This is a genomic window from Paraburkholderia tagetis (assembly GCF_022213065.1).
Classification (GTDB): Bacteria; Pseudomonadota; Gammaproteobacteria; order Burkholderiales; family Burkholderiaceae; genus Paraburkholderia; species Paraburkholderia tagetis.
Map to the genome: position 1 here is coordinate 32,857 of NZ_JAKLJA010000028.1, position 26,999 is coordinate 59,855.

Below are 26,999 nucleotides of genomic sequence, written 5' to 3' on the forward strand. Positions count from 1 at the left end.
TCACATTGAGGCACGAAGATATGCAGCCCTATGCCCCTCTGGTTGTGGCATTGCCAGGAGACATGAAGTGCTGAGCCCTCACGAGTTTGCAACGCTGATGCTGATCCGCCACGCGCCGGAGCAGATCGACATGGACCGCCACGAACTCGACATCTTGCTTGAACGCCAGCTTGTCGCGCTCGAACGGCGCGACGAAGGCCGCCATCTGCCGTCGCTCACGGTGGCGGGCCGCTCGCTGCTCGATGCGCTCGGCCGCGTCGAGCCCGTGTACTTCGAGCCTGTGTACTTCGCGCAAGAGGACATGGGCGGCTTCGACGCGCATTGAGGTCCGCGTTGAAAACTATCGATGGCCCCGGGGCGCACACAAATTCGCGCAAAAAAATGCGCCGACAGTTGCCCGCCGGCGCTCATAACTTTGACTCTGCATGGTCCCAGAATGAACGGGGACAGGGTATGGCGCTCCACGTGCAGGCCGGCAAGTCATTTGGCCCGCTGCGTTGCGCCATGATCTGATTGACGGCGATTGCCGCGCCGCGCTGTATGCGGATAAACCCGTTTCTCTGCAACCCTGGCGATGCGCGGCGGGTTCACCAGTCGATGCGGTGCTTCTCTTCGGTTTCGCGATGACGATGATCGTCGTCGCTGTGCAGGTAAAGGCTCGTCGTGCTGAGCGAGGCATGGCCGAGGTTGTCGCGCACGAGCCGTAGATCGACGTCGCCGTCGGCCATGTGCGAGCCCGCGCTGTGCCGCAGCCAGTGCGCCGACGCGCTTTCGAGCCGCGCCGCGCGCGCCGCGTTTGCGGCGGCTCGGGCTGCTGCGGCTTCCGCTGCCGCTTCTGTCTGCGCCGGCGTTGCGCCTCGTGCCGCGTGTTCCGCCCCGGCGCCCGCGACCACCTCTGCTTCACGTGCGGCCACCTCGCGCAGACGTTGCGCCGCCCCCGCGAAGATCCCCTTGATGATGGTATGCAGCGCCGCGCGCGTGAGCGGCTTTGTCGACTTGCCGAGCGGCAGCACGAGCGGCGTGGTTTCGTGCGGCGCGGGTAGCGCGGCCAGGCCGCGGTCGCGGCGGTAGCGCGCGAGTTCCGCCATCATCTCGGCGCTGGCGGGCACGAGCCGCCGCTTCTCGCCCTTGCCGAGCACGTCCAGCCACCAGCGCTGCGCACCTTGTGCGTCGCGGCGCGCGAAGAAGTCGCCCATCGTGTTCGTGCCGACTTCGGAGATGCGCAGGCCGCCCAGATAAAGCAGCGTGAGGAGCCAGCGTGCGCGCGAGTGGCGTTCGCGTTGCCGCTCGCTCTCGCGCGGCAGGCTCTCGACGTAGGCCTTCACGTCGTCCCAAAGCTCGCGTTCGAGGTAGCGCGTGATGCGCGGCGGCGCGCGGCGCGAGCGCTGACGCGAGAGCGACAGCGGATTGCCCGCGAGATAGCCCGCGCTCACGAGCCATGAGAACAGCGCGTTGAGGATCACCATCGCCTGACGCTGGCTTGCCGCGGAGAGCGGGCCGTAGAAAGGGCGCCAGCGCGGGTCGTCGCGTGCGTGCTTGCGCCCGCCGCCCGCGACCCAGCGCGCCGCGGGCTGGGGATCGGCGAGAAAGTGCTGATACGCAAGCAAATCCTCATGCGTGAGCGACGAAAGCGGCTTGCCGAGCTGCACGATCGACCAGAGGAGAAGCCGCTCCGCTTCCTTGCGATAGGTCTCGAAGGTCGCCTTCGAGTCCGCGACGCGCGCGAGCCACGCGCGGATGGCGTCGAGGTCGTTGGTCGCCGCGATCTGCATGCGGGCGTTCGCGCGGTTCGCGCCATCGCGGCCGTCGAGATCGGCGGGCAGGTCGAGCGCGTCTAGCGCGTCTAGCGGGCGCGGAGCGAGAAGGGCGGTTTGCATCGCGATGCGCTGGTGCTGACGCCGCCGCGGTCCTTGCCAGGCAGCAAGCAACCGCGGTCAGGCGCGTTCAGCATTCAATTACTTGCCAATGCCGATCAGTTCGACTTCGAACGTGAGGTCGCTGTTGGGCGGAATCGGGCCAACAGCGCGATCGCCATAAGCGGTTGCCGCCGGGCAGGTCAGCTTTGCCTTGCCGCCGACTTTCATCGTCTGCAACCCTTGCGTCCAGCACGGGATCACTCGGCCAAGCGGAAAGGATGCCGGGCCGCCGTGTTTATCGGAGCTGTCGAATTCGGTGCCGTTGGCAAGCGTGCCGCGATAGCTCACGCGCACGACGTCGTTGGCGGTCGGTTGCGCACCGGTGCCTTGTTTGATGTGCTCGACCACGACGCCCGAAGGCAGCTTCTCGACGTTGCTGGCGGCGAACGCCGTCGATGCGATGGCGGCGGTGGCAAGTACGGCAATCAGTGATTTCATGCGATGTCCTCGTTGAATGGCGCACCGATTATATCGGGAGCCTCGCTCGAACCCGGATCATCGCGGATGAGGCAGGGCAAACGAAGCGGGCGCAAACCGCGCGCCCGCATGAACGATCAGAGACCGCTGACCGTCTTGACCGTCACCCACTGGCCGTTCTTCACCTGATAGACGGTGGACGAACCGTTCTTCAGCGAGCCATTCGCGTTGAACTCGATATGGCCGGTGATGCCGTCAAAGCTGATGCTTTGCAGCTTCGCGCGATAGTCGGCGGGCTTCGTCGAATTGGCTGCCTGCATCGCCTTGATGGCAGCCCATGCCGCGTCATAGCCGAACGGTGCGTAGGAGAGCACGTCCTCGCCGTACTTTTGCTTGAAGCGTTCGGCGAACTTCGCGCCTACCGGCGTGCTGTCGAGCGGCCGACCGTATTCCCATGCCATGGCGCCTTCGGACACATTGCCCGCGAGCTTGATGAAGTCGACGTCCTTCACGCCGCCGCCGCCCACGTACTGCGCCTTGATGCCGAGCTGGCTCATCTGCTTCATGATGCCGGCGGCCTGCGGATTGAGGGCGCCCACGAAAATCAGATCGGGGTTCTTGCTCTTGATGGTCGTGAGCTGCGTCTTGAAGTCCGTCGCCTGGTTTGTCGTGTACTCGCGGTCGATGATGTCGCCGCCGTGCGCTTTGACCGCCTTCACGAATTCATCGGCTTCGCCCTGGCCGAACGCCGTGCGGTCGTCGATAACGGCGATGCGCTTGGCCTTCGTCGTCGTGACCGCATAGGCGCCCGCGGTGCCCGCGTTTTGCGCGTCGCTCGAAATCACCATGAAGACGTTCTTGAAGCCGCGGCCGCTGATGACCGGGTTCGTGGCGGCCGGATCGATGTCGGGCAGGCCCGCTTTTTCGTAGAGATCGGAAGCGGGGATGGTCGTGCCCGAATTGAAGTGGCCGACCACCACCGATACGCCTTCGTCCACGAGTTTTTGCGCGACTTGCACGCCGACGCGCGGGTCGGCCTGATCGTCTTCAGCGACAAGCTGGAACGAGACGGGTTCGCCGTTGATCTTGACGCCTTGTGCCTTGGCGTCGTCGAGAGCCATTTTGACGCCATTCTCCAGATCCTTGCCGTAATTGGCGTTGGGTCCGGTGAGCGGGGCGGCAAAGCCGATCTTGACGACGGTATCCGCGCGAGAGGCGAGCGGTGCAACAGCGAGAAGTGCTCCAACTGCAACAGCGACAGGGGTGAGAGTCTTCGCAAAGCGCATGTTGTTTTCCTTTGATGGTGTCGAGCGGACCGCTGCGAATGAGAATCGCCGTAGCGAAGCGCCGAAAGCGACTATAGAAAGCCAATATCGCGCCGTCTTGAACTTTCGCGACGATTCCTATGCGCATTTCGGCACAGCAGACCAAATCGAAGCAATTAGGGCAAATACGGCGAGCCATCAAATTTATTACTTGTTATTTCTTTTTTCCTTTCATTTTGGGGTGGGGCTGTTTTTGCGTTTTCGCGTTTCCTTGTTTTCGTGTCGGTCTATTAGCGTTGCCCCTGTGCGGGGCGGCACCTACTTTTCTTTGCCGCGGCAAAGAAAAGTAGGCAAAAGAAAGCCGCTCAAACCGCCAGTGCGACGCAGTACACCTCTTGCCGTTAATCGGAGCGGTTCCGGAGCGTCTGTCATCACGCGCCGTATAACAGAGTGACTAAGGGCTCATACCTCCGGCGGCGCTACGCGCGCCGTGGGGCATAACTCCAAACAATCAGGATGCCTGTGCATTGACGCAGTGCATGCGCAGTCGAGTGCCCAGGCAGCACGCTGGGTTTCCCTTGCATACCCGACCGCTGCGCGCGCAGCGAGCAGCGGGATGTGCGGGCCCTTTGTCACTATGTTTGAAGGCGCGAGGTGACGGATGCCCCGGAACCACTTCGATCACAGGCAAGTGGTGGACGGCGTCACACTGGCGGTTTGAGCCGCTTTCTTTTGCCTACTTTTCTTTGCGGCTGCAAAGAAAAGTAGGTGCCGCCCCGCACAGGGGCAACGCTAATAGACCACCGCGAACACAAGGAAACGCGAAAAAACCAGGCACGAAAATAGTAAACAGACCTAAGTGGCACACACGCCATAAATTTCCACGCTCACCGCGCGCAGCGCCTCGATCATGATTTGCGCCGCAGGCGACAGCAGGCGATCGGCGCGCGTGATGATACCGAAGTCATCCATCTGGCAATCCATCGGCAGCGGCAGCACCGCGACCATGCCGTGCGCCGCGTAATAGTGCGCCACGTCCTCGGTGAGCACGGCGATCATGTCGCTTTGCTCCAGCACACGCGTAATGAACAGCAGCGCGGGCGTCTCCACCACGTTCGAGGGCGGCGCGAGGCTCGCGCGCTGGAACATCAGCTCGAAGCGATGGCGCAGCACGCTGCCCACGGGCGGCACGACCCACGTGGCGCGCGCCACGTCGGCGAGCGCGAGCGGCGCATGGGCGGGCTCGCGCGCCGCTTTCGGCGCGTCTTCCCGCAAAGGCGCTTGCGCCGCCTTCAGCAGCGGATGCCCGGGCCGCACCACGGCGCACACCGGCTCGCCCGTGAGCGGCTCATAACGCAATTGCAGCTTGTCGTGCTCGGCGGAAAGCCGCCCGAGCACCACGTCGAGTTTTTCCTGCGCGAGATGTTCGAGCAGCACGTTGCTCGCGTCGATTTCCACCGAGACGCGCATGTTCGCATGCATGCGCTTGACCGCTGCCACGGCAGCGGGCAGCACGCGCACGCCCGGGGAGGTGATCGCGCCCACCGCCACGTGACCGAGGCGCCCCGCCTTTAGCGCGGCAAGTTCCTCCTGTGCCTGGTCGAGACTGCCGAGCACGGCGCGCGCGTGGCGGATCAGCGCGTCGCCGTAGAGCGTGGGCCGCATGCCGCGCGGCATGCGTTCGAACAGTACCGCGCCCAGCATCTCCTCCAGCTCGCGCAGGAGCTTCGAGGCCGCGGGCTGCGTCATGTTCAGCGCCGCCGCCGCGCGGTGAATATTGCCTTCCTCCGCAAGCGCGACGACCAGCAGCAACTGACGCGTCTTGAGCCGCGTGCGCACATACCAAGGGCTCGAATCGAGCATGTTTCGCCTGTCTGTCCCAGATAGTTCTTGGTGTTTATACCAATGCCGATTTCGATATCGAAAGCGTCCGATATTTCATTAGAAGGTTATCAGACTTCTCCCTAGACTAAGCCGAACGTTATCCCATACAAGACCCAGGCGATGTCGGCAACGAAACCCAAACTGCGCTCCCAACAGTGGTTCGGCACCACTGACAAGAATGGCTTCATGTACCGGAGCTGGATGAAGAATCAGGGCATTCCCGATCACGAATTCGACGGTCGTCCCATCATCGGCATCTGTAATACGTGGTCCGAACTGACGCCTTGCAACGCGCACTTTCGCAAGCTCGCCGAGCACGTGAAGCGCGGCATTTATGAGGCGGGCGGTTTTCCGGTGGAGTTCCCGGTTTTTTCGAACGGCGAATCGAACCTGCGCCCCTCGGCGATGCTCACGCGCAATCTCGCGTCGATGGACGTGGAAGAGGCCATTCGCGGCAATCCCATCGACGCCGTGGTGCTGCTGTGCGGCTGCGACAAGACCACGCCCGCGCTCTTGATGGGCGCGGCAAGCTGCGATGTGCCCGCCATCGTCGTGACGGGCGGCCCGATGCTCAACGGCAAGCTCGAAGGCAAGGACATCGGCTCGGGCACGGCGGTGTGGCGCCTGCACGAATCGCTCAAGGCGGGCGAGATCGACCTGCATCACTTCCTCTCGGCCGAGGCGGGCATGTCGCGCTCGGCGGGCACCTGCAACACCATGGGCACGGCCTCGACGATGGCTTGCATGGCCGAGGCGCTGGGCGTCTCGCTGCCGCACAACGCGGCCATTCCTGCCGTCGACGCGCGCCGCTACGTGCTCGCGCACATGTCGGGCATCCGCATCGTGCAGATGGCGCTGGAGGACCTCACGCTCTCGAAGGTGCTCACGCGCGCGGCGTTCGAGAACGCGATTCGCGCCAACGCGGCCATTGGCGGCTCGACCAATGCCGTGATTCACCTGAAGGCGATTGCGGGGCGCATCGGCGTGCCGCTCGAACTCGAAGACTGGATGCGCATCGGCCGCAACACTCCCACCATCGTCGATCTGCAGCCTTCGGGCCGCTTTTTGATGGAGGAGTTTTATTACGCGGGTGGCCTGCCCGCCGTGCTGCGGCGCCTGGGCGAGGCGAATTTGCTGCCGCATCCCAATGCGCTCACGGTCAACGGCAAGTCGCTCTGGGACAACGTGCGCGCGGCGCCCAGTTACAACGACGAGGTGATCCGTCCGCTCGACAAGCCGTTGATCGACGATGGCGGCATCTGCATCCTGCGCGGCAATCTCGCGCCGCGCGGCGCGGTGCTCAAGCCCTCGGCGGCCACGCCCGAATTGCTCAAGCATCGCGGCCGTGCGGTGGTGTTCGAGAACTTCGACCACTACAAGGCGACGATTGCCGACGAGTCGCTCGATGTCGACAAGGACTCGGTGCTCGTGATGAAGAACTGCGGCCCGCGCGGCTATCCGGGCATGGCCGAGGTCGGCAACATGGGCCTGCCGCCCAAGCTCCTGCGCCAGGGCGTGAAGGACATGGTGCGCATCTCGGACGCGCGCATGAGCGGCACGGCCTACGGCACGGTGGTGCTGCACGTGGCGCCCGAAGCGGCGGCGGGCGGGCCGCTCGCGGCGGTGCGCAACGGCGACTGGATCGAGCTCGACTGCGAGGCGGGCCGGCTGCATCTGGACATCAGCGAAGAAGAATTGAAGCGCCGCCTGAGCGACGTCGATCCGGCGGCGGCGCCCGGCGTGGCGGAGCAACTGGGCAAGGGCGGCTACGCGCGCCTTTATGTCGATCACGTCTTGCAGGCCGACGAAGGCTGCGACCTCGACTTTCTCGTGGGCCAGCGCGGCGCCGCCGTGCCGCGCCACTCGCACTGATGTGAGACGAAACGATGACGAATCCGCACGCGCTTGAACCCGTCGCGACCGAGGCCCGCTCGGGCGGCGAGAGAGCGGTTTGAGCGCACTATGAGGGCGCAGTGAACGCGTGGCCCCATGCACTCTTTCTGGCAGGACTGACGACATGAATACGACCCCGAGCACGACCCCGAGCACGAACACCGGACCGCGTTATCGCGGCATCTTTCCGGTGGTGCCCACCACCTTCACCGAGACCGGCGAGCTGGATCTGGAAAGCCAGAAGCGCGCCGTCGATTTCATGATCGACGCGGGCTCGGACGGCCTGTGCCTCCTCGCGAACTTCTCCGAGCAGTTCTCGCTCTCCGACGACGAACGCGAAACCATCACGCGCACCGTGCTCGATCACGTGGCGGGCCGCGTGCCGGTGATCGTCACCACCACGCATTACGGCAGCAACGTATGCGCGGCGCGCAGCAGGCGTGCGCAGGAGCAGGGCGCGGCGATGGTCATGGTGATGCCGCCGTATCACGGCGCAACCTTCCGTGTACCCGAGCAGCAAATCTACGAGTTCTACGCGCGCGTGTCGGACGCCATCGATGTTCCCATCATGATTCAGGACGCGCCCGCGAGCGGCACCGTGCTTTGCGCGGCGTTTCTCGCCCGCATGGCGCGCGAGATCGAGCAGGTGGCGTACTTCAAGATCGAGACGCCTGGCGCCGCGAACAAGCTGCGCGAACTGATCCGCCTCGCGGGCGCGGCGGCCGAGGGCCCGTGGGACGGCGAGGAAGCCATCACGCTGCTGGCGGACCTCAATGCGGGCGCGACCGGCTCGATGACGGGCGGCGGCTTTCCCGATGGCATTCGCCCGATCATCGAGGCGCATCGCGCGGGCCGTCTCGACGAAGCGTTCGCGCTCTATCAGAAGTGGCTGCCGCTCATCAACCACGAAAACCGCCAGGCGGGGCTGCTCGCCTGCAAGGCGCTCATGAAGGAGGGCGGCGTGATCGCGTGCGAGCTGCCGCGTCATCCGCTGCCCGCGATGCATCCGCAAACGCGCGCCGAGCTGATTGCCATTGCGCGCCGTCTCGATCCGCTCGTGCTGCGCTGGGGCAAGTGATTGATTCGGGATGCAGATTAACCAGATGAATGGTTTCGATAAAAAGGCAGGGGCCGTCATGAATGCGTCGAATGCGTCGTATAGCTTGGCCGTCGTCGGCGTGGGCAAGATTGCGCGCGACCAGCATTTGCCCGCCATCGCGGGCAACCCCGGCTTCGCGCTCGTGGCGAGTGCGAGCCGCAATGCGCAAGTCGAGAACGTGCGCAACTACACCGATATCGACGCGCTGCTCGGCGCGGAATCCGAACTCGATGCCGTTTCGCTGTGTGCGCCCCCGCAGGTGCGTTATGCGCAGGCGCGCGCGGCGCTCGAAGCGGGCAAGCACGTAATGCTCGAAAAACCGCCCGGCGCAAGCGTGAGCGAAGTGGAGGCGCTGCGCGAACTGGCGCGCCAGCACAACCGCACGCTATTTGCCACATGGCATTCGCGTTGCGCGAGCGCCGTCGAACCGGCACGCGCCTGGCTTGCCGAGAAAACGAATCGCACGATCCGCGCGGTGCACGTGCGCTGGAAAGAGGACGTGCGGCGCTGGCACCCCGGCCAGCAATGGATCTGGGAGCCGGGCGGCCTGGGCGTGTTCGATCCTGGCATCAACGCGCTTTCCATCGTCACGCGCATCCTGCCGCGCGAGGTGCTGCTGCGCGGCGCGACGCTGCATGTGCCGAGCGATTGCGCGACGCCCATCGCCGCCGAACTCGATTGCATCGACACCGATGGCGTGCCGGTGCGCGCCGAATTCGACTGGCGGCACGGCCCCGTCGAGCAATGGGAGATCGACGTGGAAACCACGGACGGCCTGCTCTCCATCGCCGAGGGCGGCAAGCGCCTGGCCATTGCGGGCGAGCCGGTCGAACTGGGAGCGGAGCGCGAATACGCCGCGCTTTATGAGCGCTTTCACTGGCTCATCGCGCACGGCGCGCAGGACGTGGACGTGCGCCCGCTGCGGCTCGTGGCCGATGCGTTCCTGCTGGGCCGGCACGTCGAAGTCGAAGCCTTCGGGCATTGAACCGAACCGGTTTGCAGCGCGTTTCATCACTGCGGTAACAACGACATCAGAGACTCATCAGAGGAGACAACAGCATGACCAGCAAGATCCGCCGCTTCACCCTGCGCGCCGTATTCGCGGCCATGTGCATCGCGCCGCTCGGCATCAACATGGCCGCGCACGCCGATGCGCCCACCAAGATCGGCTTTCTCGTGAAGATGCCCGAGCAGGCATGGTTCATCAACGAGCAGAAGGCTGCGACGGCACTCGGCCAGAAGGAGCACTTTTCGGTCGTCAACATCGGCACGCCCGATGGCGAGAAGGTGCTGGCCGCCATCGACAACCTGGGCGCGCAGGGCGCGCAAGGCTTCGTGATCTGCGCGCCCGACGTGCGTCTCGGACCGGCGATCCAGGCGCGTGCGAAGCGCTACAACATGAAGTTCGTGACGGTGGACGACCAGCTTGTCGATTCGTCGGGCAAGCCGCTCGCGAACGTGCCGCACCTGGGCATGTCGGCGTTCAAGATCGGCAACCAGGTGGGCCAGGCGATCTCGGATGAAATGAAGCGGCGTGGCTGGAAGCCCGAGGAAGTCGGCGCGCTGCGCATCACCGATTATGAATTGCCCACCGCGAAGCTGCGCACCGATGGCGCGACGCAAACGCTGCTCGCCAACGGCTTCAAGAAGGACAACATCTTCGACGCGCCGCAGAAGACCACCGACGACGAAGGCGGCTTTAACGCAGCCTCGCCCGTGCTCGCGCAGCATCCGAACATCAAGAAGTGGGTGGTCTACGCGCTCAACGAAGAAACGGTGCTGGGCGCCGTGCGCGCAACCGAGCAATTGCACCTGCCCTCCGCGGACGTGATCGGCGTGGGCATCAATGGCGCGGGCGAAGCGTTCGCCGAGTTCCAGAAGAAGCAGCCCACGGGCTTCTACGGGACCATTGCGGTGAGCTCGACGAATCACGGCAAGGACAGCACGCAGAATCTCGTCGACTGGATCCGCGACGGCAAGCAGCCGGCCGCCGATACGCAGACCACAGGCAAGCTGATGACGCGCGATAACTGGCAGACCGTGCGCACCGAGCTGGGCATCTAAGGCACGCGCAAGAGCAAGGGCAGGAATGCAATGACTGAAACCATGACTCAAGCGAGTGCGCAAAGCGCGGCGAACGTGGCGGCTCAACAGGCACAGCAGGGGCGGCAGGGGCGGCCGGCACTAAAAGCACTGGAGGCGCGACAGGCGGAAAGCGGGCAGCGCGCGTATCTGGAGCTCGACGGTATCACCGTGAGCTTCCCGGGCGTGCGCGCGCTCGACCGCGTCTCGCTGGCGGTGCGCGCGGGCGAAGTGCACGGCCTGATGGGCGAGAACGGCGCGGGAAAATCCACGCTGCTCAAGGTGCTCTCGGGCGTGAACCAGCCGCAGGAAGGCACGCTGAAGCTCGACGGCGTGGAGCAGCGCTTCACGACCACGCGCGCGGCGCTGGACGCGGGCATCGCGATCATCTATCAGGAATTGCATCTCGTGCCCGAGCTCACCGTGGCCGACAACCTGATGCTCGGGCAATTGCCCAACCGCCTCGGCGTGCTGGACGAGCGCACGCTCGTGCAGCGCGCGATGGATGAACTCAAGCGCCTGGGCGAGCGCATCGACCCGCGCACGCCGGTGAAGCATCTCTCCATCGGCCAGCGCCAGATGATCGAAATCGGCAAGGCGCTCATGCGCGACGCGCGCGTGATCGCCTTCGACGAGCCCACCAGCTCGCTCTCGGCGCGCGAGACCGAGAACCTCTTTCGCATCATCAACGCGCTGCGCGCGGACGGCCGCGCGATCATCTACGTCACGCACCGCATGGACGAAGTGGATGCGCTATGCGACCGCGTGACGGTGTTCCGCGACGGCAAGCGCATCGAGACCTTCGAGTCGGTGGCCGACCTCGACCGCAACCGTTTGATTGCCGCGATGGTGGGCCGCTCGATCTCGGACGTCTACGGCTATCGGGCGCGCGCGGCAGGCGACGTGCTGCTCGAAGCGAAGGGGCTGATGGGGCCGGGGCTCGCCGAGCCCGTGTCGTTCACGGCGCGGCGCGGCGAGATTGTCGGCTTCTTCGGTCTCGTGGGTGCGGGTCGCTCCGAGCTGATGAAACTGATCTACGGCGCCACGCGTGCCAGCGCGGGCCACGTCGAACTCAACGGCAAGCGTGTGAACTTCGCGAGCCCGCGCGACGCCGTGCGCGCGGGCATCGCGCTGTGCCCCGAAGACCGCAAGCAGGAAGGTATCGTCGCGATTGCCTCGGTGGCGGACAACCTCAACATCAGCGCGCGGCGTCACTTCAGCCCCGCGCGCTTCCTGCTCGACGCGAAGCGCGAGCGCGCGCTCGCGCAGGATTACATCCAGAAACTCGCGATCAAGACGCGCAATGGCGATACCGCCATCGGCACGCTCTCGGGCGGCAACCAGCAGAAGGTGATCCTTTCGCGCTGGCTCGCGGAGCGCATCGAAGTGTTTTTGATGGACGAGCCCACGCGCGGCATCGACGTGGGCGCGCGCGCCGAAATCTACAACCTGCTCTACGAGCTTGCGGAAGCGGGGCGCACTGTGATCATGGTGTCGAGCGACCTGGCGGAGGTGATCGGCGTGGCCGATCGCATCGTCGTGATGCGCGAAGGGCGCATCGCGGGCAGCGTGCCGAAGGCCGGGGCCACGCCCGACGAACTGATCAAGATGGCGCTGCCGCGCTAAAAGCAGAATTGCCGCGCGCGCCTGCAAGCACAGCCGCGCGCGATCCGAACCGATGATGAACCAGAGATGAGTCAAGCCATGCAGCCACAGGGCACGCCAACCGTCAACGAAGCCGCCGCGCCAATCACGCCTTCGCGTGCGCGCGCGTGGGACATGATCAACAAGTCGGGCATCGCGGTGGTGTTCGTGGTGCTGTTCGCGGTGCTTTCCGCAACGGTGCCCGACTTCCTCACGACCCGCAATATTCAGGGCCTGCTGCTTTCCGTGACGCTGATCGGCTCGATTGCCGTCACCATGATGTTCGTGCTCGCGTTGGGCGAGGTCGATCTTTCGGTAGCGTCGATCGTGGCGTTCTCGGGGGTGGTGGCCTCCACGGTCATCACGCAGTCGCATAGCGTGGTGCTGGGCATCGCGGCGGGCGTGCTCGCGGGCGGCGCCGTGGGCCTCGTGAACGGCGTGCTGATCGCGCGCTTCAAGATCAATTCGCTGATTGCCACGCTGGCGATGATGGAAGCGGTGCGCGGGCTCGCGTTCCTCACCTCGAACGGCGACGCCGTGATGATCTCGGAAGAGCGCTTCTTCGATCTGGGCGGCGGCTCGTTCCTCGGTATTTCGTATCCGATCTGGAGCAACATTATCGGCTTCGCGGTGTTCGGGTTTCTGCTGAAGAAAACCGTGTTCGGCAAGAACGTGCTGGCGGTGGGCGGCAATGGCGAAGCGGCGCGGCTCGCGGGTCTGCCGGTTACGCGCATCAAGATCACGGTGTTCGTGCTGCAAGGGCTCGTGACGGGCTTTGCGGGCGTGATGCTGGCCTCGCGCATGAGCTTGGGTGATCCGAAGACTTCGGTGGGGCTGGAATTGGGCGTGATCTCGGCGTGCGTGCTGGGCGGTGTTTCGCTCACGGGCGGCGTGGCTACGATCTCGGGTGTGCTGGTGGGCGTGCTCATTATGGGCGCCGTGCAGGACGCCATGAGCCTTATGAATGTGCCTACGTTTTATCAATATCTGATTCGTGGCGGCATTCTGCTGCTGGCTGTGTTGTTCGATCAGTTTCGGCGTAGCAGGCGGGCGGTGTGAGGTGTGGGGCTGCGAGTTTTTATTCGCGGTTCCTTTCTCTTTTCGCGTTTTTATTCGCGTTTCCTTGTTTTCGTGTCGGTCTGCTAGCGTTGCCCCTGTGCGGGGCGGCACCTACTTTTCTTTGCCGCGGCAAAGAAAAGTAGGCAAAAGAAAGCCGCTCAAACCGCTAGTGTGACGCCGTCCACCTCTTGCCGTTAATCGGAGCGGTTCCGGAGCGTCTGTCATCACGCGCCGTATAACGGAGTGACAAAGGGCTCATCCCTCCGGCGGCGCTCCGCGCGCCGTGGGGCATAACCCCAAACCATCGGAATGCATGTGACTCGATGCAGTGCATGCATATTCGAATGCCGGTGCAGTACATGTGATCTCCCCTGCATACCCGACCGCTGCGCGCGTAGCGAGCAGCGGGATGTGCGGGCCCTTTGTCACTATGTTTGAAGGTGCGAGGTGACGGATGCCCCGGAACCACTTCGATATAAGGCAAGTGGTCCACTGCGTCACACTAGCGGTTTGAGCCGCTTTCTTTTGCCTACTTTTCTTTGCGGCTGCAAAGAAAAGTAGGTGCCGCCCCGCACAGGGGCAACGCTAATAGACCGACACGAACACAAGGAAACGCGAAAAGCGAAAAGCGAAAAGCGAAAAGCGAAAAGCGAAAAGCGAAATATTTACGTCTCCAACGCCGCTCCACCCAAAATGATATTGGCATCCGCACGCGCATTATCGAGCTGCACGACACTCGCTTGCCTCGCCGCAAGCGCATCGCGATTCTCAATAGCCGTGAGTATCGCCTTATGACGCGGCAGCGAAAGTGCATGCGTATTCGGATGCCGGCTCGTGAGCTTGATCGACTCCGAGAGCGCAAGCGAAAGCATATTCCCGATATAAGCGAGCATGTCGTTGTGCGTGGCCGCCATGATCGCGCGGTGAAACTCCAGATCAGGTTCGAGCAGATCGGCCGCCGTCTTGGCCTGCTCCATGCGTGCATAGGCGGCGGTAATGCGCGCCCGGTCTTCGTCGCTGGCGGAAATGGCGGCAAGCGCGGCCGCCGCGGGTTCGATGATCTGCCGCACCGTCATCAGCGAGCGGAAGAACTCGCCTTCGGGAATGCTGTTCACGGTCCAGTACAGCACGTCGGGATCGAGCATGTGCCACTCTTCGCGCTTGCGCACCACGCTGCCCACGCGCGGCTTGGACACCACAAGCCCCTTGGCCACCAGCACGCGCGTGGCCTCGCGCAGCACCGGACGGCTCACGCCATAGCGCTCGCACAGGGTGGGCTCAGCGGGCAGGCGCTGGCCGGGCGCGAGCTTGCCGCTCACGATCTGCATGCCAAGTTCCTGCACGATGCGCCCGTGCATGCTCTTGCGTTTCTCTAGATTGCGGTAATCCATGTCTGTCCTGCCGGAACATCCGGACCGCTCGCAACATTCGCAACATTCGCAATGTTCGCAATGTTCGAAACGTTCGGTCTGGATGATCCGTTCGGACACTCCCTGTGGTAAATGCCCGGTGTGCTCGATGTACCCGGCGCGCTCAGTGCGTGGGGTTGGCGCGCATGGCCCGATATTCCCGCCGCACGATATCCATGAGTTCCGCCACCGAGGTAAGCGCACTTTTCTGTTCGTAGGTCACGCGGCCCCGCTGCATCAACATGATGCGGTCCGCGATATCGAGCGTCTGCGCATAATTGTGCATGATCATGATAATGGATAGGCCGCCTTTTTCCTTCAATCGCATCACGAGGTCGATGATGAGCCCAGCCTCGCGCGCGCCCATTGCGGCGAGCGGCTCGTCAAGCAGCAGGATCTTCGCATTCGAATGCACGGCGCGCGCCACGGCAATGGCCTGGCGCTGACCGCCCGAAAGGCGTTCGACGGGTAAATCCACCGAAGGCACGTGCACGCCGATATCGTCGAGACACTGCGCGGCGCGCTCGCGCATCTGCTTGTGGTCGAGCAGCCGGAACGGCCCGCGCCGCACGATCTCGCGGTTCAGGAACATGTTGTGGTAAATGCTCAGCGAATTCGCGAGCGCGAGATCCTGATACACGCATTCGATGCCGAGCGCGCGCGCGTGATCGACCGAGCGCAATAGCGTCTCCTGGCCGTCAATATGAAGCGTGCCGCCCGTCTGCTGATGAAAACCCGTGAGTATCTTTACGAGCGTGGATTTGCCCGCGCCGTTGTCGCCGAGGATGCCCAGAATCTCGCCCTTGCCGAGCGTGAGCGAGACGCCGTCGAGCGCCGTTACCGCGCCAAAGCGTTTCACGAGCTTGTCGCCGCGCACCGCGAGCGGCGCATCGGGTGCGCTGAGTGCGCTGGGTGCGCCTGTTGCGCCCGTTGCGCCGGGGGCCGCGCCCATGCCGGGAGAGGTGGTTTGCGATTCGTCCATCAGCGGCCTCCCTTGCGGCGCAGACGTCCGACGTGGATATTGAAGACCATGGCGGCCAGAATCGCGGCGCCCAGGATGATGTTGAACGTGAATGCGTTGATGCCGATGAGCGTGAAGCCGTCGTTGAGTATGCCGAGCACCGCCGCGCCGATGAGCCCGCCCACGATGGTGCCCGAGCCGCCCGTGAGCGGCGTGCCGCCGATCACGGCGGCGGCCACGGCGAGGAACATGATCTGGTTGCCGCCCGCCTGCGGGTCGATGGAGGTGATGCGAAAGGCTTCGAGAATGCCGGTGAAGCCCGCGAGCACCGCAGCGATAATGAAGTTGCCGAGGCGCAGCCGGTTCACGTGGATGCCGGCCTCGCTCGCGCCGAGCGGGTTCGCCCCCGCCGCCTGCGTATGCAAGCCCCAGCGCGTGTGCCGCAGCAGCACGTGCATCGCGAACGCGATGGCCACGGTCCAGATAATTTCGCTGTAGCCCCACGCGCCCATGAAGGCGGAGAACGTGGGCGAGCCCGGCGTGGCGGCAGGCGTGCCGCGCGAGACCGTGAGCGTGATGCCGTTGATGAGAAAGAGCGTGCCGAGCGTGGTGACGAACGAGGGCAGCCGCAGCCATACGGTCACGGCGCCATTCACGAAACCGATGAGCGCGGCGGCCACCAGCCCCGCGATCACGGCGAGCCACATGGGCGCGCCCGCGTCATTGGCGAACACCATGATGAACGGCGCGAACGCGAACACCATGCCCGACGAAAGATCGATATCGCCGCCGATCATCAGCATGATTTCGCCGAACGCGATGATCGCCACCGGCGCGATGAACTGCGAGAGATTGACGAGGCTGGCGTTGGTGAACAGGAAATCGTGGTTCGCGAATTCGAACCAGGCGGCCAACAGCACGGCCACGAGCAGGATGCGCAACTCGGGCGCCCATTGCGATGCGAATGAAACGCCCGCGCGCCGGGGCGCGCGGACTGCTTCGACGTTGCCGGATTCGTTCACGGTATCCATCACGACTTGATTGCGCCGCTCATCGGGACGATTTGCGGCTTGGTGGTCTTGCCTTCATAGCGCGTCGAGGTATTCAAATACGGCTCGACAGTCGACTTCGTCACGAATTTCAGTCCCGTATTGATATCGGCCGGACCGACCAGTCCGCCCGAGGCGAGGAACACGAAGGCCTCCATCACAGTGTAGAACCCCTGCACGTAGGGCTGCTGGTCGATGGTGAAATCGAGGAAGCCTTCGTGAATGAGCTGGACCGTGCTGGGCAGCAGATCGAAGCCGCCGCCATGCACGCCCTTCTCGGGCAACTTCGATTCCTTCATCACCTGCGCCACGCCCTGCGTGCTGCCCGCATCCACGGCGAACATGCCCTTGAGGTCCTGGTGGCCCAGATAGAACGACTTGATCTTCGAAAGCTCCTCGTTGACAGTCGCGCCCGTGGCCACGGTCTGAATGTCGATCTTCTTGCCCGACTTCTTGATGGCGTCGCTCGCGCCGTCGAGGCGCGGCTGGATATTGAGCTGCCCCGGCGTCGCGATGAAAAGCCCGACCAGTCCGCTGTCGATGAGGCTCACGATGCGCTCGCCCATCTGGTAGCCCGAGAGATACAGGTCCTGGCCGATATAGGCGAGGCGCGGATTATGCTTGCCGCGCGGTGCATCGGCGTTATAGGCGAACACCGGAATGCCGGCGTCGAGCGCGGCCTGGATGGGCTTGTCGAACGCGCCCGGGTCGACGATGGGCACGGCAATGGCGTCGGCTTTCGCCGCGATCGCCGAATTCACGGCGCGCACCATTTCGCCTGCGTCCGAGGTGGCCGAACCGGTCCACTGATAGTCCATGCCGAGCAATGCGCAGGCATCCTGAATGCCATATTGGGTGGGCACGAAAAACGGGTTCGTGGTCACATGATTGACGAATACGATTTTCCACTTCTTGTGCGAGGGAAAGGCCCCTTCTGCTGCCTGCGCCTGCGAAATCAGTCCGCCCGCGCCGCCGCCTAGCGCGCTCATGAACGAGAGCGCGGCGCCTAGCCCCGCGCCCTGCATCAGTCCTCGCCGCGCGGCGCTGAACGCGCCACCGTTGTGCTCCTGGTCGTCATCCCGCTGCTGTGCCATGTCTTCCTCCGGCTCTCTTCTTCGTGGGTCGATGTGGTCGACGTTGAGTCGATCGCGTGCAGATTCTGGACGGCACCGGCAGTGCGCTGGGCAGCGCAGGACGGTGGCGCAAAGACGTGCAACCCCCATGCGGGGAGCGTCGCGCCAGGCGGTACCGAAAAAATGGTAGTGCAGCGCGGTTGCGCCTCCTAATCCATGTATACCCCTAACTAGTCCGACTATTGGCGGAGCGGGTAACGACGGGTAACCAAGGCGGGTAACAAAGCGCTTACGACGCGGCTTGTTACGCGTCGCGCCTCATGCCTGCCTCATGGGTGGCTCATGCGAGGCTCATGCGTGGCTCAGGCCTCGCGTGGCGGCGCGGCGGCGAGCTTGGCCTGATCGAGCGGCGCGGCCGGCTGCGTGCGCCGGCGCGATGCGCGCGCGGCACCCTTGCCGCCGCCGGTGGACTTGCGGCGCGCGGCGTGGCGCTCGGTGGCGCGCTGCAACAGACAGAACGCGCAGAGCAGCGCGCCGATCACGATGCGCGTCCACCACGAGCTGAGCGTGCCATCGAACGTGATGAGCGTCTGGATCGTGCCGAGAATGCCCACGCCGAACACCGAGCCGATCACATAGCCCACGCCGCCCGTGAGCAGCGTGCCGCCGATCACGGTTGCGGCGATGGCGTCGAGTTCCATGCCTTGCGCCTGAAGACCGTAGCCCGAGAGCACATAGAGCGTGAACACCACGCCGCCGAGCGCGGAGCAAAAGCCCGAGAGCGCATAGACGGCGATCTTGGTGCGCGCGACGGGCAGGCCCATGAGCAGCGCCGAGCGCTCGTTGCCGCCGATCGCGTAGACGTTGCGCCCGAAGCGCGTGAAGTGCGCGATGACGATGCCCGCCGCGAGCATGGCGAGCGCGGTGAGCGAACCCGTGGTGAGCGAGCCGCTGCCCACGGGAATGCTGAATTGGGACAGCGCGTGAAAGCCGGCGTCGTTGATCGGGATGGATTCGGTGGTGATGAGAAAGCAGGTGCCGCGCGCGAGAAACATGCCGGCGAGCGTGATGATGAAGGGCTGCAGCCGGAAGCAATGAATGAGCGCGCCCATGGCCGCGCCGTAGAGCGCGCCGAACAGCAGCACGAGCGGCACGACCACGGCCACGGACCAATGCAGCTTCTCGGTGCCCACGGCGCACAGGATCGTGGTGAGCGCGACCACGGCGCCCACGGAAAGATCGATGCCGCCCGAGATGATCACGAAGGTCATGCCGATGGCCACGATCAGCAGGAACGCATTGTCGACGAGGAGTCCGAATAAAACCTGGAGCGAGAAGAAGCCGGTGTACATCACCGAGCCGAAGCCGAACAACGCCGCGAACAGCAGCACCGTGACGACGATGGGCAGCACGCGCGGATCGACGAAGCGCGAGATGGCGCGGCGCGATGCGGCGAGCGCGCCGGCGGCGGCGGGGGCGTTGTCTGCGCCGGCAGTGTTGCTTGTATTGCTTGTATTGCGGTTAGCGGGCGATGGGCGGTTCATGCCTGGGTTTCCCGAAGTCTTTATTGATGTCCCGGGCCCTGGACCCGTGCATGGCGCGTGAGCGCGATGCGCCTGAGTTGCTGGGCGGCGAACGCGCGCGCAGCGGGCGACTGGATCACGCACACGCACAGCACGACCACGGCCTTGACCACGAGCGTGGCCTCGGGCGGCACGCCGATCGAATAGGTGGTGTAGGTGAGCGTCTGAATGATGAGCGCGCCCAGCACCGTGCCGGCCAGGCTGAAGCGCCCGCCCGAGAGCGAGGTGCCGCCGAGCGTCACGGCGAGGATCGCATCGAGCTCGAGCAGGAGGCCCGCGTTGTTGCCGTCGGCGCTGCGCACGTTCGAGCTGATGAGAATGCCGGCGATGGCCGCCGTCACGCCGCAAAATGCATAGGTGCCGAACACCACGGCCTGCGAAGAGAGCCCCGCGAGCCGCGCGGCCACGGGATTCACGCCAATCGAGCGGATGAAGAGGCCGAGCGCCGTGCGATTCACGATGAGCACGGTGAGCACCGTCACGGCGATGGCGATCCATACGGCGCAGGGCACCAGCGCGAGGTAGCCGCCGCCCGCATACAGATAGCCTTTCGCGCCGATGGGGATGATCTGTCCGCCCGTGAGCAGTTGCGCGACGCCGCGCCCGGCCACCATGAGGATCAGCGTGGCGATGATCGGCTGCATGCCGACGAAGGCCACCAGCAGCCCGTTCCACATGCCCGCGAGCAGGCCCACGGCGAGCGCCGCGCCAAACGCGGCGCCCACGCGCGAGGGGTCGTCGGCGAGCACGGTGGCGGCTGCCGCGCCCGCGATCGCCACCACGGCGCCCACCGAAATATCGATGCCGCGCGTGGCGATCACGAGCGTCATGCCGAGCGAGACCACGGCGAGCGGCGCGGCGCGCATCAGGATGTCGATGGGCGCGCCGAACAGATGGCCGCCGAGCAACGTGACGGAAAGGAAATTCGCGCGATGCGCGACATCGACGGCGAACAGCGCGACGAGCGTGAACGCGGGCCACACGAGCGGATGCTTGAGCAGCAGCGCGAGCCACGCGGGCAGGCCCGAACGCGGACCTGAAGGTGAACTTGAAGGTGAACTTGAAGATGGGTGCAGGTTCATTTGCGATCTCCGGCAATGAGGCCGTAGACCTCGTGCTCGGAGCGCGCCTCGCCCGATAGCTCGGCCACCTTGCGCCGGTCGCGCAGCACGGCGATGCGGTCGCTCACGCGCACCACCTCGCTGATCTCCGAGGAGATGAAGAGAATGCCGAGCCCCTTCGCGCAGAGCGCGCGCACGCGGTCCATGATTTCGAACTTGGCGGCCACGTCGATGCCGCGCGTGGGTTCGTCGAGAATCAGCAGGCGCGGCTCGGTCGCGAGCCAGCGCGCGAGCAGCACCTTCTGCTGATTGCCGCCCGACAGCAGGCCGATGGGCTGCTCCGCATCGCGCGCCTTGATGCCGAGTTGCGCAATATACGCATTGGCGAGTTCGCGTTGGCGCGCCCGCCCGATCATGCGCCACCAGCCGCGCCGCGCTTGCAGCGCGAGCACGATGTTCTCGCGGATCGAAAGCTCGGCGACGATGCCTTCCTTCTTGCGGTCCTCGGGACAATACGCCATGCCGTGACGAACCGCGTCGCGCGGCGAGGCGAGCTTCACGGTCTCGCCGTTGATGCGCACGGCGCCCGCGTCGGCCCGGTCCGCGCCGAACAACAGACGCGCGGTTTCCGTGCGCCCCGAGCCCAGCAGCCCGGCGAGGCCGAGAATCTGGCCGGGCCGCACTTCGAGATCGAGCGCATTGAGCACGCCGCGGCGCGCGATGCCCTGCGCGGCGAGATATGGCTCGCCGGTTTGTGCGGGGGCGCCAATGGCGTTTGCCTCATCAACGCCCGGCGCACGAGTCGGCTTGCTGGCGTGGGCGAGCCGCTCATCGGCGTGCTCATCGGCATCATTCACGCCCACCATCTTGGCGACCAGCGTCTGCACCGGCAATTCGGCGGCGAGATATTCGCCTTCGCGCTCGCCGTTGCGCATTACGGTGATGCGGTCGGAGATCGCATAGGTCTGCTCAAGAAAATGCGTGACGAACAGAATGGCGATGCCCGACGCCTTCAGCTTGCGCAACACGTCGAAGAGGCGCGTGACCTCGCCCTCGTCGAGACTCGAAGTGGGCTCGTCCAGAATCAGGATGCGCGCATCGACGGAAACGGCGCGCGCGATCGCCACCATCTGCTGCATGGCGATGGGGTAGGTGTCGAGCGATTGCGTGACGTCGAGCGAGAGATTGAGCCCGGCGAGCGCTTCGGCCGCGCGCCGGTGGATCGTCTTCCAGTCGATCAGGCCGCGCTTGCGTGGCTGGCGGCCCGCGAAAATATTCTCCGCCACCGAGAGATTCGGGCAGAGATTGACCTCCTGATAGAGCGTCTGGATGCCCGCGGCCTCGGCCTCCTGAGGCGTCGCGAAGCGCACGGGCTGACCGGCGAGACGGATCTCGCCGGCCTCGGGCTCGTGCACGCCCGTGAGCACGTTGATGAGCGTGGACTTGCCCGCGCCGTTCTGGCCCATCAACGTGTGGACCTCGCCGGGGAAGAGGCGGAAATCGACACCGTCGAGCGCGCGCACGCCGGGGAACGTGCGCGTCAGGCCGACGGTTTCCAGCAACGGCGTGGGGCTCATGCGTGCGTGCACCTGCTTGCGGTTTGCTTGCGCCGGGTTTGGGCGCGGGTTGTGCGTGGTACGTGCGCTCAGTACTTGCGCGACGGCAGCGTCTGCGCCGCCACGTTCTCCGGGAACACCGTCTCGTTCGTGACGATGCGCTTGGGCAACGACTTGCCCGCCACCACGTCCTTCACGGCGCTCATGAGTTGCGGCCCGAGCAGCGGGCTGCATTCCACATCCACATTCATCTTGCCGGCGATCATCGCCTGGAAGCCGCCCTTGGTAGCGTCGAACGACACCACGCTCACATCCTTGCCCGGCTTCATGCCCGCTTCTTCCATGGCCTGGATCGCGCCGAGCGCCATGTCGTCGTTATGCGCGTAGACCACGTTGATCTTGTTTCCATACGTCTTCGCGAAGGCCTCCATCACCTGCTTGCCGCCCGCGAGCGTGAAGTCGCCGCTTTGCGAGGCAATGATCTTGAACTTCGGATCGTTCTTGATCACCTCGATGAGACCCGAGTGACGATCGTTCGCGGGCGCCGAGCCCACCGTGCCCTGCAATTCGACGATATTGACGGGGCCCGGATTGCTCTTGTAGTGATCCTCGAGCCACTTGCCCGCGCGGCGGCCTTCTTCCATGAAATCGGAGCCGATCATCGTCACATAGAGCGACGGGTCTTTCACGTCGATATTGCGGTCGGTGAGGATCACGGGAATCTTCGCGCGCTTCGCTTCCTGGAGCACCGGCTCCCAGCCCGATTCCACCACGGGCGAGAAGGCAATCACGTCCACCTTCTGCGCGATATACGAGCGGATCGCCTTGATCTGGTTTTCCTGCTTCTGCTGGGCATCCGAGAACTTGAGATTGACGCCCGCGTCTTTGGCGGCGGCCTTGATCGATACGGTATTGGCGGTGCGCCAGGCGCTTTCCGCGCCCACCTGCGCGAAGCCCAGGGTGATCTGTTTGTCTTCGGCGTGCGCGACGCCCGCCGCGAACGAAAAAGCCGCGGCGGCGGCGATGAGGCCGCTTGCCATGCGAGTAGCCAGTTTCATGCGTGTCTCCGATGTCGCTTGATTGTCTTCGCTTAGTAGTTCTTTGTTTAATTCACAGCGCCTTCGCCCGCGTCCCTCAATGGCCGGACTGTGCCGCGAGTCGATCGCGCCATCCCAAACCAGCGTTTATCCGCTATGGTTAAAGCCGCTGGCTACCCACCTTGAAAGATTCAATAGCCAAACTATATTCAACTGCCAACCCGGTTTTTATTAGCGTTTTCCCGATCTTTCACCCTTATATAGTCATGCTATTTATGGGTTTTTCTCACTAAGTGGGCAAAGCCATGAACACTCGCAAAACCAGGCTCCGCTCGGCCGCGTGGTTCGGCACCATGGACAAGAACGGCTTCATGTACCGGAGCTGGATGAAGAATCAGGGCATCCCGGAACACGAGTTCGCGGGCAAGCCGATTATCGGCATCTGCAATACATGGTCGGAGCTCACGCCCTGCAACGCGCACTTTCGCAAGCTCGCGGAGCACGTGAAGCGCGGCGTGTACGAGGCGGGCGGCTTTCCCGTGGAATTTCCCGTGTTCTCCAACGGCGAATCGAACCTGCGGCCCACGGCCATGTTCACGCGCAATCTCGCTTCGATGGACGTGGAGGAGGCCATACGCGGCAACCCCGTGGATGCGGTCGTGCTGCTCGTGGGCTGCGACAAGACCACGCCCGCGCTGCTGATGGGCGCGGCGAGCTGCGATGTGCCGGCGATCGTCGTGAGCGGCGGGCCGATGCTCAATGGCAAGCACGAAGGACGCGACATCGGCTCGGGCACGGTGGTATGGCAATTGAGCGAGCAAGTGAAGGCGGGCAAGATTTCGATGCATGAATTCATGTCGGCGGAAGCGGGCATGTCGCGCTCGGCGGGCACCTGCAACACCATGGGCACGGCTTCCACGATGGCGTGCATGGCCGAAGCGCTGGGCGTGACGCTGCCGCACAACGCCGCGATTCCCGCCGTGGATGCGCGCCGCTACGTGATCGCACATTTATCGGGAATGCGAATTGTCGAGATGGCGCTAGAAGACTTGCGGCTCTCGAAGCTGCTCACGCGCGCGGCATTCGAAAACGCGATTCGCACGAATGCGGCCATTGGCGGATCGACCAACGCGGCCATTCATCTGAAGGCAATTGCGGGGCGCATCGGCGTGAAGCTGGATCTCGACGACTGGACACGCATCGGCCGCCACACGCCGACCCTCGTCGACTTGCAGCCCTCGGGCCGTTTTCTGATGGAGGAGTTCTATTACGCGGGCGGCCTGCCGGCGGTACTGCGGCGCCTGGGCGAAGCGAAGCTGCTGCCGCATCCCGACGCGCTCACCGCGAACGGTCACACGCTATGGGAGAACGTGCGCGAAGCGCCCAGCTACAACGACGAAGTGATCCGCCCGCTCGCCAACCCGCTCGTTCAGGACGGCGGCTTGTGCGTGCTGCGCGGCAATCTCGCGCCGAACGGCGCGGTGCTCAAGCCCTCGGCGGCCACACAAAAGCTGCTCAAGCATCGCGGCCGCGCCGTGGTGTTCGAAGACTTCGACGACTACAAGGCGCGCATAGCCGATCCCGCGCTGGACGTCACAGCGGACTCGGTGCTCGTGATGAAGAATTGCGGGCCAAAGGGCTATCCCGGCATGGCTGAAGTGGGCAACATGGGCCTGCCGCCCAAACTGCTCGCGCAGGGCGTGACCGACATGGTGCGCGTGTCCGATGCGCGCATGAGTGGGACGGCCTACGGCACGGTAGTGTTGCACGTGGCGCCCGAAGCACGCGCGGGCGGGCCGCTTGCAATTGTGCGCGACGGCGACTGGATCGAGCTCAATTGCGAAAAAGGCACGCTGCGCGTGGACATTGGCGACGAGGAGATCCGCACGCGGCTCGATGCGTGGGCCGCCGCGAAACGGCCCGAACCGGCGGACGGCAGCGGCTATCGCAAGCTTTATGTCGAGCATGTGTTGCAGGCTGACGAAGGATGCGATTTTGATTTTTTGGTGGGCTGTCGTGGGGCGGAGGTGCCGAGGCAATCGCATTGAAGGAACGCGCAGGCGCGTTGCGTGAGAGTTTGTTGGTGTTTTCTTGTTTTTCGCGTTTCCTTGCGTTCCCCGCGTTTCCTTGTTTTCGTGTCGGTCTGCAAGCGTTGCCCCTGTGCGGGGCGGCACCTACTTTTCTTTGCAGCGGCAAAGAAAAGTAGGCAAAAGAAAGCCGCTCACACCGCCAGTGTGACGCAGTGGACCACTTGCCCATTATCGGAGCGGTTCCGGAGCGTCTGTCACCACGCGCCGTACAACGGAGTGACAAAGGGCTCATCCCTCCGGCGGAGCTACGCGCGCCGTGGGGCATAATCCAAAACCAGAGGAATGCATACGAATCGATGCAGCGCATGCGTGTTCGAGTGCCCGTGCAGTACGTGTGGTTTCCCATGCAGACCCGACCGCTGCGCGCGTAGCGAGCAGCGGGATGAATGAGTCCTTTGTCACTGAGTTTGAAGGTGCGAGATGACGGATGCCCCGGAACCACTTCGACCACGGGCGAGTGGTGTACTGCGTCACACTAGCGGTTTGAGCCGCTTTCTTTTGCCTACTTTTCTTTGCGGCTGCAAAGAAAAGTAGGTGCCGCCCCGCACAGGGGCAACCCAGGCAGACCGACACGACCACAAGGAAACGCGAGGAACGCAAGGAAACGCGGGGAACATAAGAAAGCGCGAAAAAACGAATACAAAAAACCGGCTCACCATGCACGCGCCTTAAAATAAGTTGCCAACACAACCAATTAAAAGGCACCCCAAAAAATAAAAACCTACATCTCAACAACACCAGGAATAGCAACATTCGGATCAACATCGGCACCATAATCCACGCCTTCGACCCCAAACCCAAACAGACGCAGAAATTCCGCCTTATAGCCCGCGAAATCGGTGGTGGCATAGAGGTTCTCGTCGGTGACCTGATCCCACGCCGCCTTCACGCGCGCCTGGATTGCCGGATCGAGCTCCTTATAGTCGGCGCGCAGTCGCCCTTCATCATCGAGCACCGGCGCAGCGCCGTAAAGAGAGTCGCGATAAAGACCATAAACCTGCTCAATACAGCCCTCATGCGTACCGCTTTCCTTCATCGCCTTGAAAAGCAGCGCAAGATAAAGCGGCATGATGGGAATCGCCGAGCTAGCCTGCGTAACCACGGCCTTGAGCACAGCAACGCGCGCATCGCCCGAGCGTGCCGCGAGCCTGGCGCGAATGCCCAGCACCTTCTGATCGAGATCCTTCTTGGCCGCGCCAATCGATCCATTCCAGTAGATGTCGTGCGTGATCTCCGCGCCAAGGTAGGTGAATGCCGTGGTCTTCGCGCCATCGGCCAGCACGTCCGCTTCGAGCAGCGCGTCGATCCACATCTGCCAGTCCTCACCGCCCATCACGGCCACCGTGGCGTCGATCTCGCTTTGCGTCGCCGCTTCGAGCACCGTTTCCTTGATGATTTCCTTGTCGGTGTCGATGCCGCGCATGCGCAGCGTCTTGCCCACGGGTTTGAGCGTGGACACATGCACTGCGCCCGTGACCGGGTGCGTGCGGCGCGGCGCGGCAAGGCTGTAAACCACGAGGTCGACCTGGCCGAGATCGCGCTTGATGGTCTCGATGGTTTCGCGCTTCACGGCGTCGGAGAACGCGTCGCCGTTGATGGTCTTCGCGTAGAGCCCTTTTTGCGTAGCGAACTTCTCGAACGCGGCGGTGTTGTACCAGCCCGCGGTGGCGGGGCGGGTGTCGGTGCCTGCGCGCTCGAAGACGACGCCCAGCGTGGCCGCGCCCGAGCCGAACGCCGCCGAAATGCGCGCGGCGAGCCCGTAGCCCGTGGATGCGCCCAGCACGAGCACGCGCTTCGGGCCGTGGGGGATGGGGCCGTGTGCGTCGACGTATTCGATTTGCTGCGCGACGTTGGCTTCACATCCCACGGGATGGGCGGTCACGCAAATGAAGCCGCGAACGCGCGGTTCGATAATCATCAG

Annotated in this window: 22 protein-coding genes; 9 read left to right on the forward strand and 13 right to left on the reverse strand. The window is 64.1% G+C overall.

Going from position 1 to position 26,999, the window contains the following annotated elements; all coding sequences use genetic code 11:
• Positions 1–67 precede the first annotated feature (67 nt).
• Complete coding sequence (locus tag L5014_RS26345; RefSeq protein WP_238466739.1) at positions 68–325, forward strand: hypothetical protein; 258 nt, start codon at positions 68–70, stop codon at positions 323–325.
• A 262-nt stretch (positions 326–587) separates the two neighbouring features.
• On the opposite strand, the gene L5014_RS26350 is transcribed toward L5014_RS26345, so the two are convergent.
• From L5014_RS26350 to L5014_RS26360, 3 genes are all read right to left on the reverse strand, one after another.
• On the reverse strand, positions 588–1,877 hold the full coding sequence (locus L5014_RS26350; RefSeq protein WP_238466740.1) for a tyrosine-type recombinase/integrase: 1,290 nt from the start codon (positions 1,875–1,877) through the stop codon (positions 588–590).
• Positions 1,878–1,955: 78 nt separating this feature from the next.
• On the reverse strand, positions 1,956–2,354 hold the full coding sequence (locus L5014_RS26355) for an FKBP-type peptidyl-prolyl cis-trans isomerase (protein ID WP_238466741.1): 399 nt from the start codon (positions 2,352–2,354) through the stop codon (positions 1,956–1,958).
• 116 nt (positions 2,355–2,470) lie between these two features.
• Positions 2,471–3,619, reverse strand: coding sequence for a branched-chain amino acid ABC transporter substrate-binding protein (locus tag L5014_RS26360; RefSeq protein ID WP_238466742.1), 1,149 nt, complete (start codon positions 3,617–3,619; stop codon positions 2,471–2,473).
• Here L5014_RS26360 and L5014_RS26365 point away from each other — a divergent pair.
• On the forward strand, positions 3,618–4,052 hold the full coding sequence (locus L5014_RS26365; RefSeq protein ID WP_238466743.1) for a hypothetical protein: 435 nt from the start codon (positions 3,618–3,620) through the stop codon (positions 4,050–4,052). The two genes, L5014_RS26360 and L5014_RS26365, sit on opposite strands and share 2 nt — an antisense overlap.
• Before the next feature lie 401 nt (positions 4,053–4,453).
• Here the strand turns inward: L5014_RS26365 and L5014_RS26370 are convergent, their stop codons facing one another.
• Entirely contained in the window at positions 4,454–5,461 is a 1,008-nt protein-coding gene (locus L5014_RS26370) for a LysR substrate-binding domain-containing protein (RefSeq protein ID WP_238466744.1), read from the reverse strand.
• A gap of 141 nt (positions 5,462–5,602) precedes the next feature.
• Between L5014_RS26370 and L5014_RS26375 the strand changes: the two genes are divergently transcribed.
• From L5014_RS26375 to araH, 6 genes are all read left to right on the forward strand, one after another.
• Positions 5,603–7,354, forward strand: coding sequence for an IlvD/Edd family dehydratase (locus L5014_RS26375; RefSeq protein ID WP_238466745.1), 1,752 nt, complete (start codon positions 5,603–5,605; stop codon positions 7,352–7,354).
• A gap of 145 nt (positions 7,355–7,499) precedes the next feature.
• Positions 7,500–8,453 (forward strand): dihydrodipicolinate synthase family protein, encoded by a 954-nt coding sequence (locus tag L5014_RS26380; RefSeq protein WP_238466746.1) that lies wholly within the window; start codon positions 7,500–7,502, stop codon positions 8,451–8,453.
• A 58-nt stretch (positions 8,454–8,511) separates the two neighbouring features.
• Entirely contained in the window at positions 8,512–9,459 is a 948-nt protein-coding gene (locus L5014_RS26385) for a Gfo/Idh/MocA family protein (RefSeq protein ID WP_238466747.1), read from the forward strand.
• Positions 9,460–9,533: 74 nt separating this feature from the next.
• The gene (locus L5014_RS26390; RefSeq protein ID WP_238466748.1) at positions 9,534–10,538 is read left to right on the forward strand and encodes an arabinose ABC transporter substrate-binding protein; all 1,005 of its coding nucleotides are present in this window, start codon (positions 9,534–9,536) and stop codon (positions 10,536–10,538) included.
• A gap of 30 nt (positions 10,539–10,568) precedes the next feature.
• Positions 10,569–12,182 carry an L-arabinose ABC transporter ATP-binding protein AraG gene (gene araG, locus L5014_RS26395; protein ID WP_238466749.1) on the forward strand — a complete coding sequence of 538 codons (1,614 nt, stop codon included), beginning with the start codon at positions 10,569–10,571 and terminating at the stop codon, positions 12,180–12,182.
• A 66-nt stretch (positions 12,183–12,248) separates the two neighbouring features.
• The gene (gene araH, locus L5014_RS26400; RefSeq protein ID WP_238466750.1) at positions 12,249–13,259 is read left to right on the forward strand and encodes an L-arabinose ABC transporter permease AraH; all 1,011 of its coding nucleotides are present in this window, start codon (positions 12,249–12,251) and stop codon (positions 13,257–13,259) included.
• Between the two features lie 665 nt (positions 13,260–13,924).
• Here araH and L5014_RS26405 read toward each other — a convergent pair.
• The 8 genes from L5014_RS26405 to L5014_RS26440 all read right to left on the reverse strand — a co-directional run bounded on the left by L5014_RS26405 (position 13,925) and on the right by L5014_RS26440 (position 22,991).
• Positions 13,925–14,650, reverse strand: a complete 726-nt coding sequence (locus L5014_RS26405) for a FadR/GntR family transcriptional regulator (protein WP_238466751.1) — start codon at positions 14,648–14,650, stop codon at positions 13,925–13,927.
• A gap of 142 nt (positions 14,651–14,792) precedes the next feature.
• A complete protein-coding gene (locus L5014_RS26410; protein ID WP_238466752.1) occupies positions 14,793–15,650 on the reverse strand; it encodes an ATP-binding cassette domain-containing protein in 858 nt (285 codons plus the stop codon).
• On the reverse strand, positions 15,650–16,660 hold the full coding sequence (locus L5014_RS26415) for an ABC transporter permease (protein ID WP_238466753.1): 1,011 nt from the start codon (positions 16,658–16,660) through the stop codon (positions 15,650–15,652). Before L5014_RS26415 ends, L5014_RS26410 begins: the two co-directional genes overlap by 1 nt.
• Positions 16,660–17,772 carry a sugar ABC transporter substrate-binding protein gene (locus tag L5014_RS26420; protein WP_238466754.1) on the reverse strand — a complete coding sequence of 371 codons (1,113 nt, stop codon included), beginning with the start codon at positions 17,770–17,772 and terminating at the stop codon, positions 16,660–16,662. Before L5014_RS26420 ends, L5014_RS26415 begins: the two co-directional genes overlap by 1 nt.
• Positions 17,773–18,113: 341 nt before the next feature.
• Positions 18,114–19,295: a galactofuranose ABC transporter, permease protein YjfF gene (yjfF, locus tag L5014_RS26425; RefSeq protein WP_238466755.1), complete on the reverse strand. Its 1,182-nt coding sequence runs from the start codon at positions 19,293–19,295 to the stop codon at positions 18,114–18,116.
• A 20-nt stretch (positions 19,296–19,315) separates the two neighbouring features.
• Positions 19,316–20,416 (reverse strand): ABC transporter permease, encoded by a 1,101-nt coding sequence (locus L5014_RS26430; protein WP_238466756.1) that lies wholly within the window; start codon positions 20,414–20,416, stop codon positions 19,316–19,318.
• A complete protein-coding gene (locus L5014_RS26435; protein WP_238466757.1) occupies positions 20,413–21,972 on the reverse strand; it encodes a sugar ABC transporter ATP-binding protein in 1,560 nt (519 codons plus the stop codon). Before L5014_RS26435 ends, L5014_RS26430 begins: the two co-directional genes overlap by 4 nt.
• 68 nt (positions 21,973–22,040) lie before the next feature.
• Positions 22,041–22,991: an ABC transporter substrate-binding protein gene (locus tag L5014_RS26440; RefSeq protein WP_238466800.1), complete on the reverse strand. Its 951-nt coding sequence runs from the start codon at positions 22,989–22,991 to the stop codon at positions 22,041–22,043.
• A 302-nt stretch (positions 22,992–23,293) separates the two neighbouring features.
• On the opposite strand from L5014_RS26440, the gene L5014_RS26445 reads away from it, so the two are divergent.
• Entirely contained in the window at positions 23,294–25,036 is a 1,743-nt protein-coding gene (locus L5014_RS26445) for an IlvD/Edd family dehydratase (RefSeq protein WP_238466758.1), read from the forward strand.
• A 763-nt stretch (positions 25,037–25,799) separates the two neighbouring features.
• Here the strand turns inward: L5014_RS26445 and fabV are convergent.
• Positions 25,800–26,996: an enoyl-ACP reductase FabV gene (gene fabV, locus L5014_RS26450; RefSeq protein WP_238466759.1), complete on the reverse strand. Its 1,197-nt coding sequence runs from the start codon at positions 26,994–26,996 to the stop codon at positions 25,800–25,802.
• Positions 26,997–26,999 lie beyond the last annotated feature (3 nt).

Bases quoted from the DNA above. Each gene is read 5' to 3' on its own strand.
- L5014_RS26390 (WP_238466748.1), top strand. From the start codon at position 9,534: ATGACCAGCAAGATCCGCCGCTTCACCCTGCGCGCCGTATTCGCGGCC.
- L5014_RS26435 (WP_238466757.1), bottom strand. From the start codon at position 21,972: ATGAGCCCCACGCCGTTGCTGGAAACCGTCGGCCTGACGCGCACGTTC.
- L5014_RS26420 (WP_238466754.1), bottom strand. From the start codon at position 17,772: ATGGCACAGCAGCGGGATGACGACCAGGAGCACAACGGTGGCGCGTTC.
- araH (WP_238466750.1), top strand. From the start codon at position 12,249: ATGAGTCAAGCCATGCAGCCACAGGGCACGCCAACCGTCAACGAAGCC.
- L5014_RS26440 (WP_238466800.1), bottom strand. From the start codon at position 22,991: ATGGCAAGCGGCCTCATCGCCGCCGCCGCGGCTTTTTCGTTCGCGGCG.
- araG (WP_238466749.1), top strand. From the start codon at position 10,569: ATGACTGAAACCATGACTCAAGCGAGTGCGCAAAGCGCGGCGAACGTG.
- L5014_RS26355 (WP_238466741.1), bottom strand. From the start codon at position 2,354: ATGAAATCACTGATTGCCGTACTTGCCACCGCCGCCATCGCATCGACG.
- L5014_RS26430 (WP_238466756.1), bottom strand. From the start codon at position 20,416: ATGAACCTGCACCCATCTTCAAGTTCACCTTCAAGTTCACCTTCAGGT.
- L5014_RS26370 (WP_238466744.1), bottom strand. From the start codon at position 5,461: ATGCTCGATTCGAGCCCTTGGTATGTGCGCACGCGGCTCAAGACGCGT.
- L5014_RS26405 (WP_238466751.1), bottom strand. From the start codon at position 14,650: ATGGATTACCGCAATCTAGAGAAACGCAAGAGCATGCACGGGCGCATC.
- L5014_RS26445 (WP_238466758.1), top strand. From the start codon at position 23,294: ATGAACACTCGCAAAACCAGGCTCCGCTCGGCCGCGTGGTTCGGCACC.
- L5014_RS26360 (WP_238466742.1), bottom strand. From the start codon at position 3,619: ATGCGCTTTGCGAAGACTCTCACCCCTGTCGCTGTTGCAGTTGGAGCA.
- fabV (WP_238466759.1), bottom strand. From the start codon at position 26,996: ATGATTATCGAACCGCGCGTTCGCGGCTTCATTTGCGTGACCGCCCAT.
- L5014_RS26380 (WP_238466746.1), top strand. From the start codon at position 7,500: ATGAATACGACCCCGAGCACGACCCCGAGCACGAACACCGGACCGCGT.
- L5014_RS26415 (WP_238466753.1), bottom strand. From the start codon at position 16,660: ATGGATACCGTGAACGAATCCGGCAACGTCGAAGCAGTCCGCGCGCCC.
- L5014_RS26375 (WP_238466745.1), top strand. From the start codon at position 5,603: ATGTCGGCAACGAAACCCAAACTGCGCTCCCAACAGTGGTTCGGCACC.
- L5014_RS26385 (WP_238466747.1), top strand. From the start codon at position 8,512: ATGAATGCGTCGAATGCGTCGTATAGCTTGGCCGTCGTCGGCGTGGGC.
- L5014_RS26365 (WP_238466743.1), top strand. From the start codon at position 3,618: ATGTTGTTTTCCTTTGATGGTGTCGAGCGGACCGCTGCGAATGAGAAT.
- L5014_RS26350 (WP_238466740.1), bottom strand. From the start codon at position 1,877: ATGCAAACCGCCCTTCTCGCTCCGCGCCCGCTAGACGCGCTAGACGCG.
- L5014_RS26410 (WP_238466752.1), bottom strand. From the start codon at position 15,650: ATGGACGAATCGCAAACCACCTCTCCCGGCATGGGCGCGGCCCCCGGC.
- yjfF (WP_238466755.1), bottom strand. From the start codon at position 19,295: ATGAACCGCCCATCGCCCGCTAACCGCAATACAAGCAATACAAGCAAC.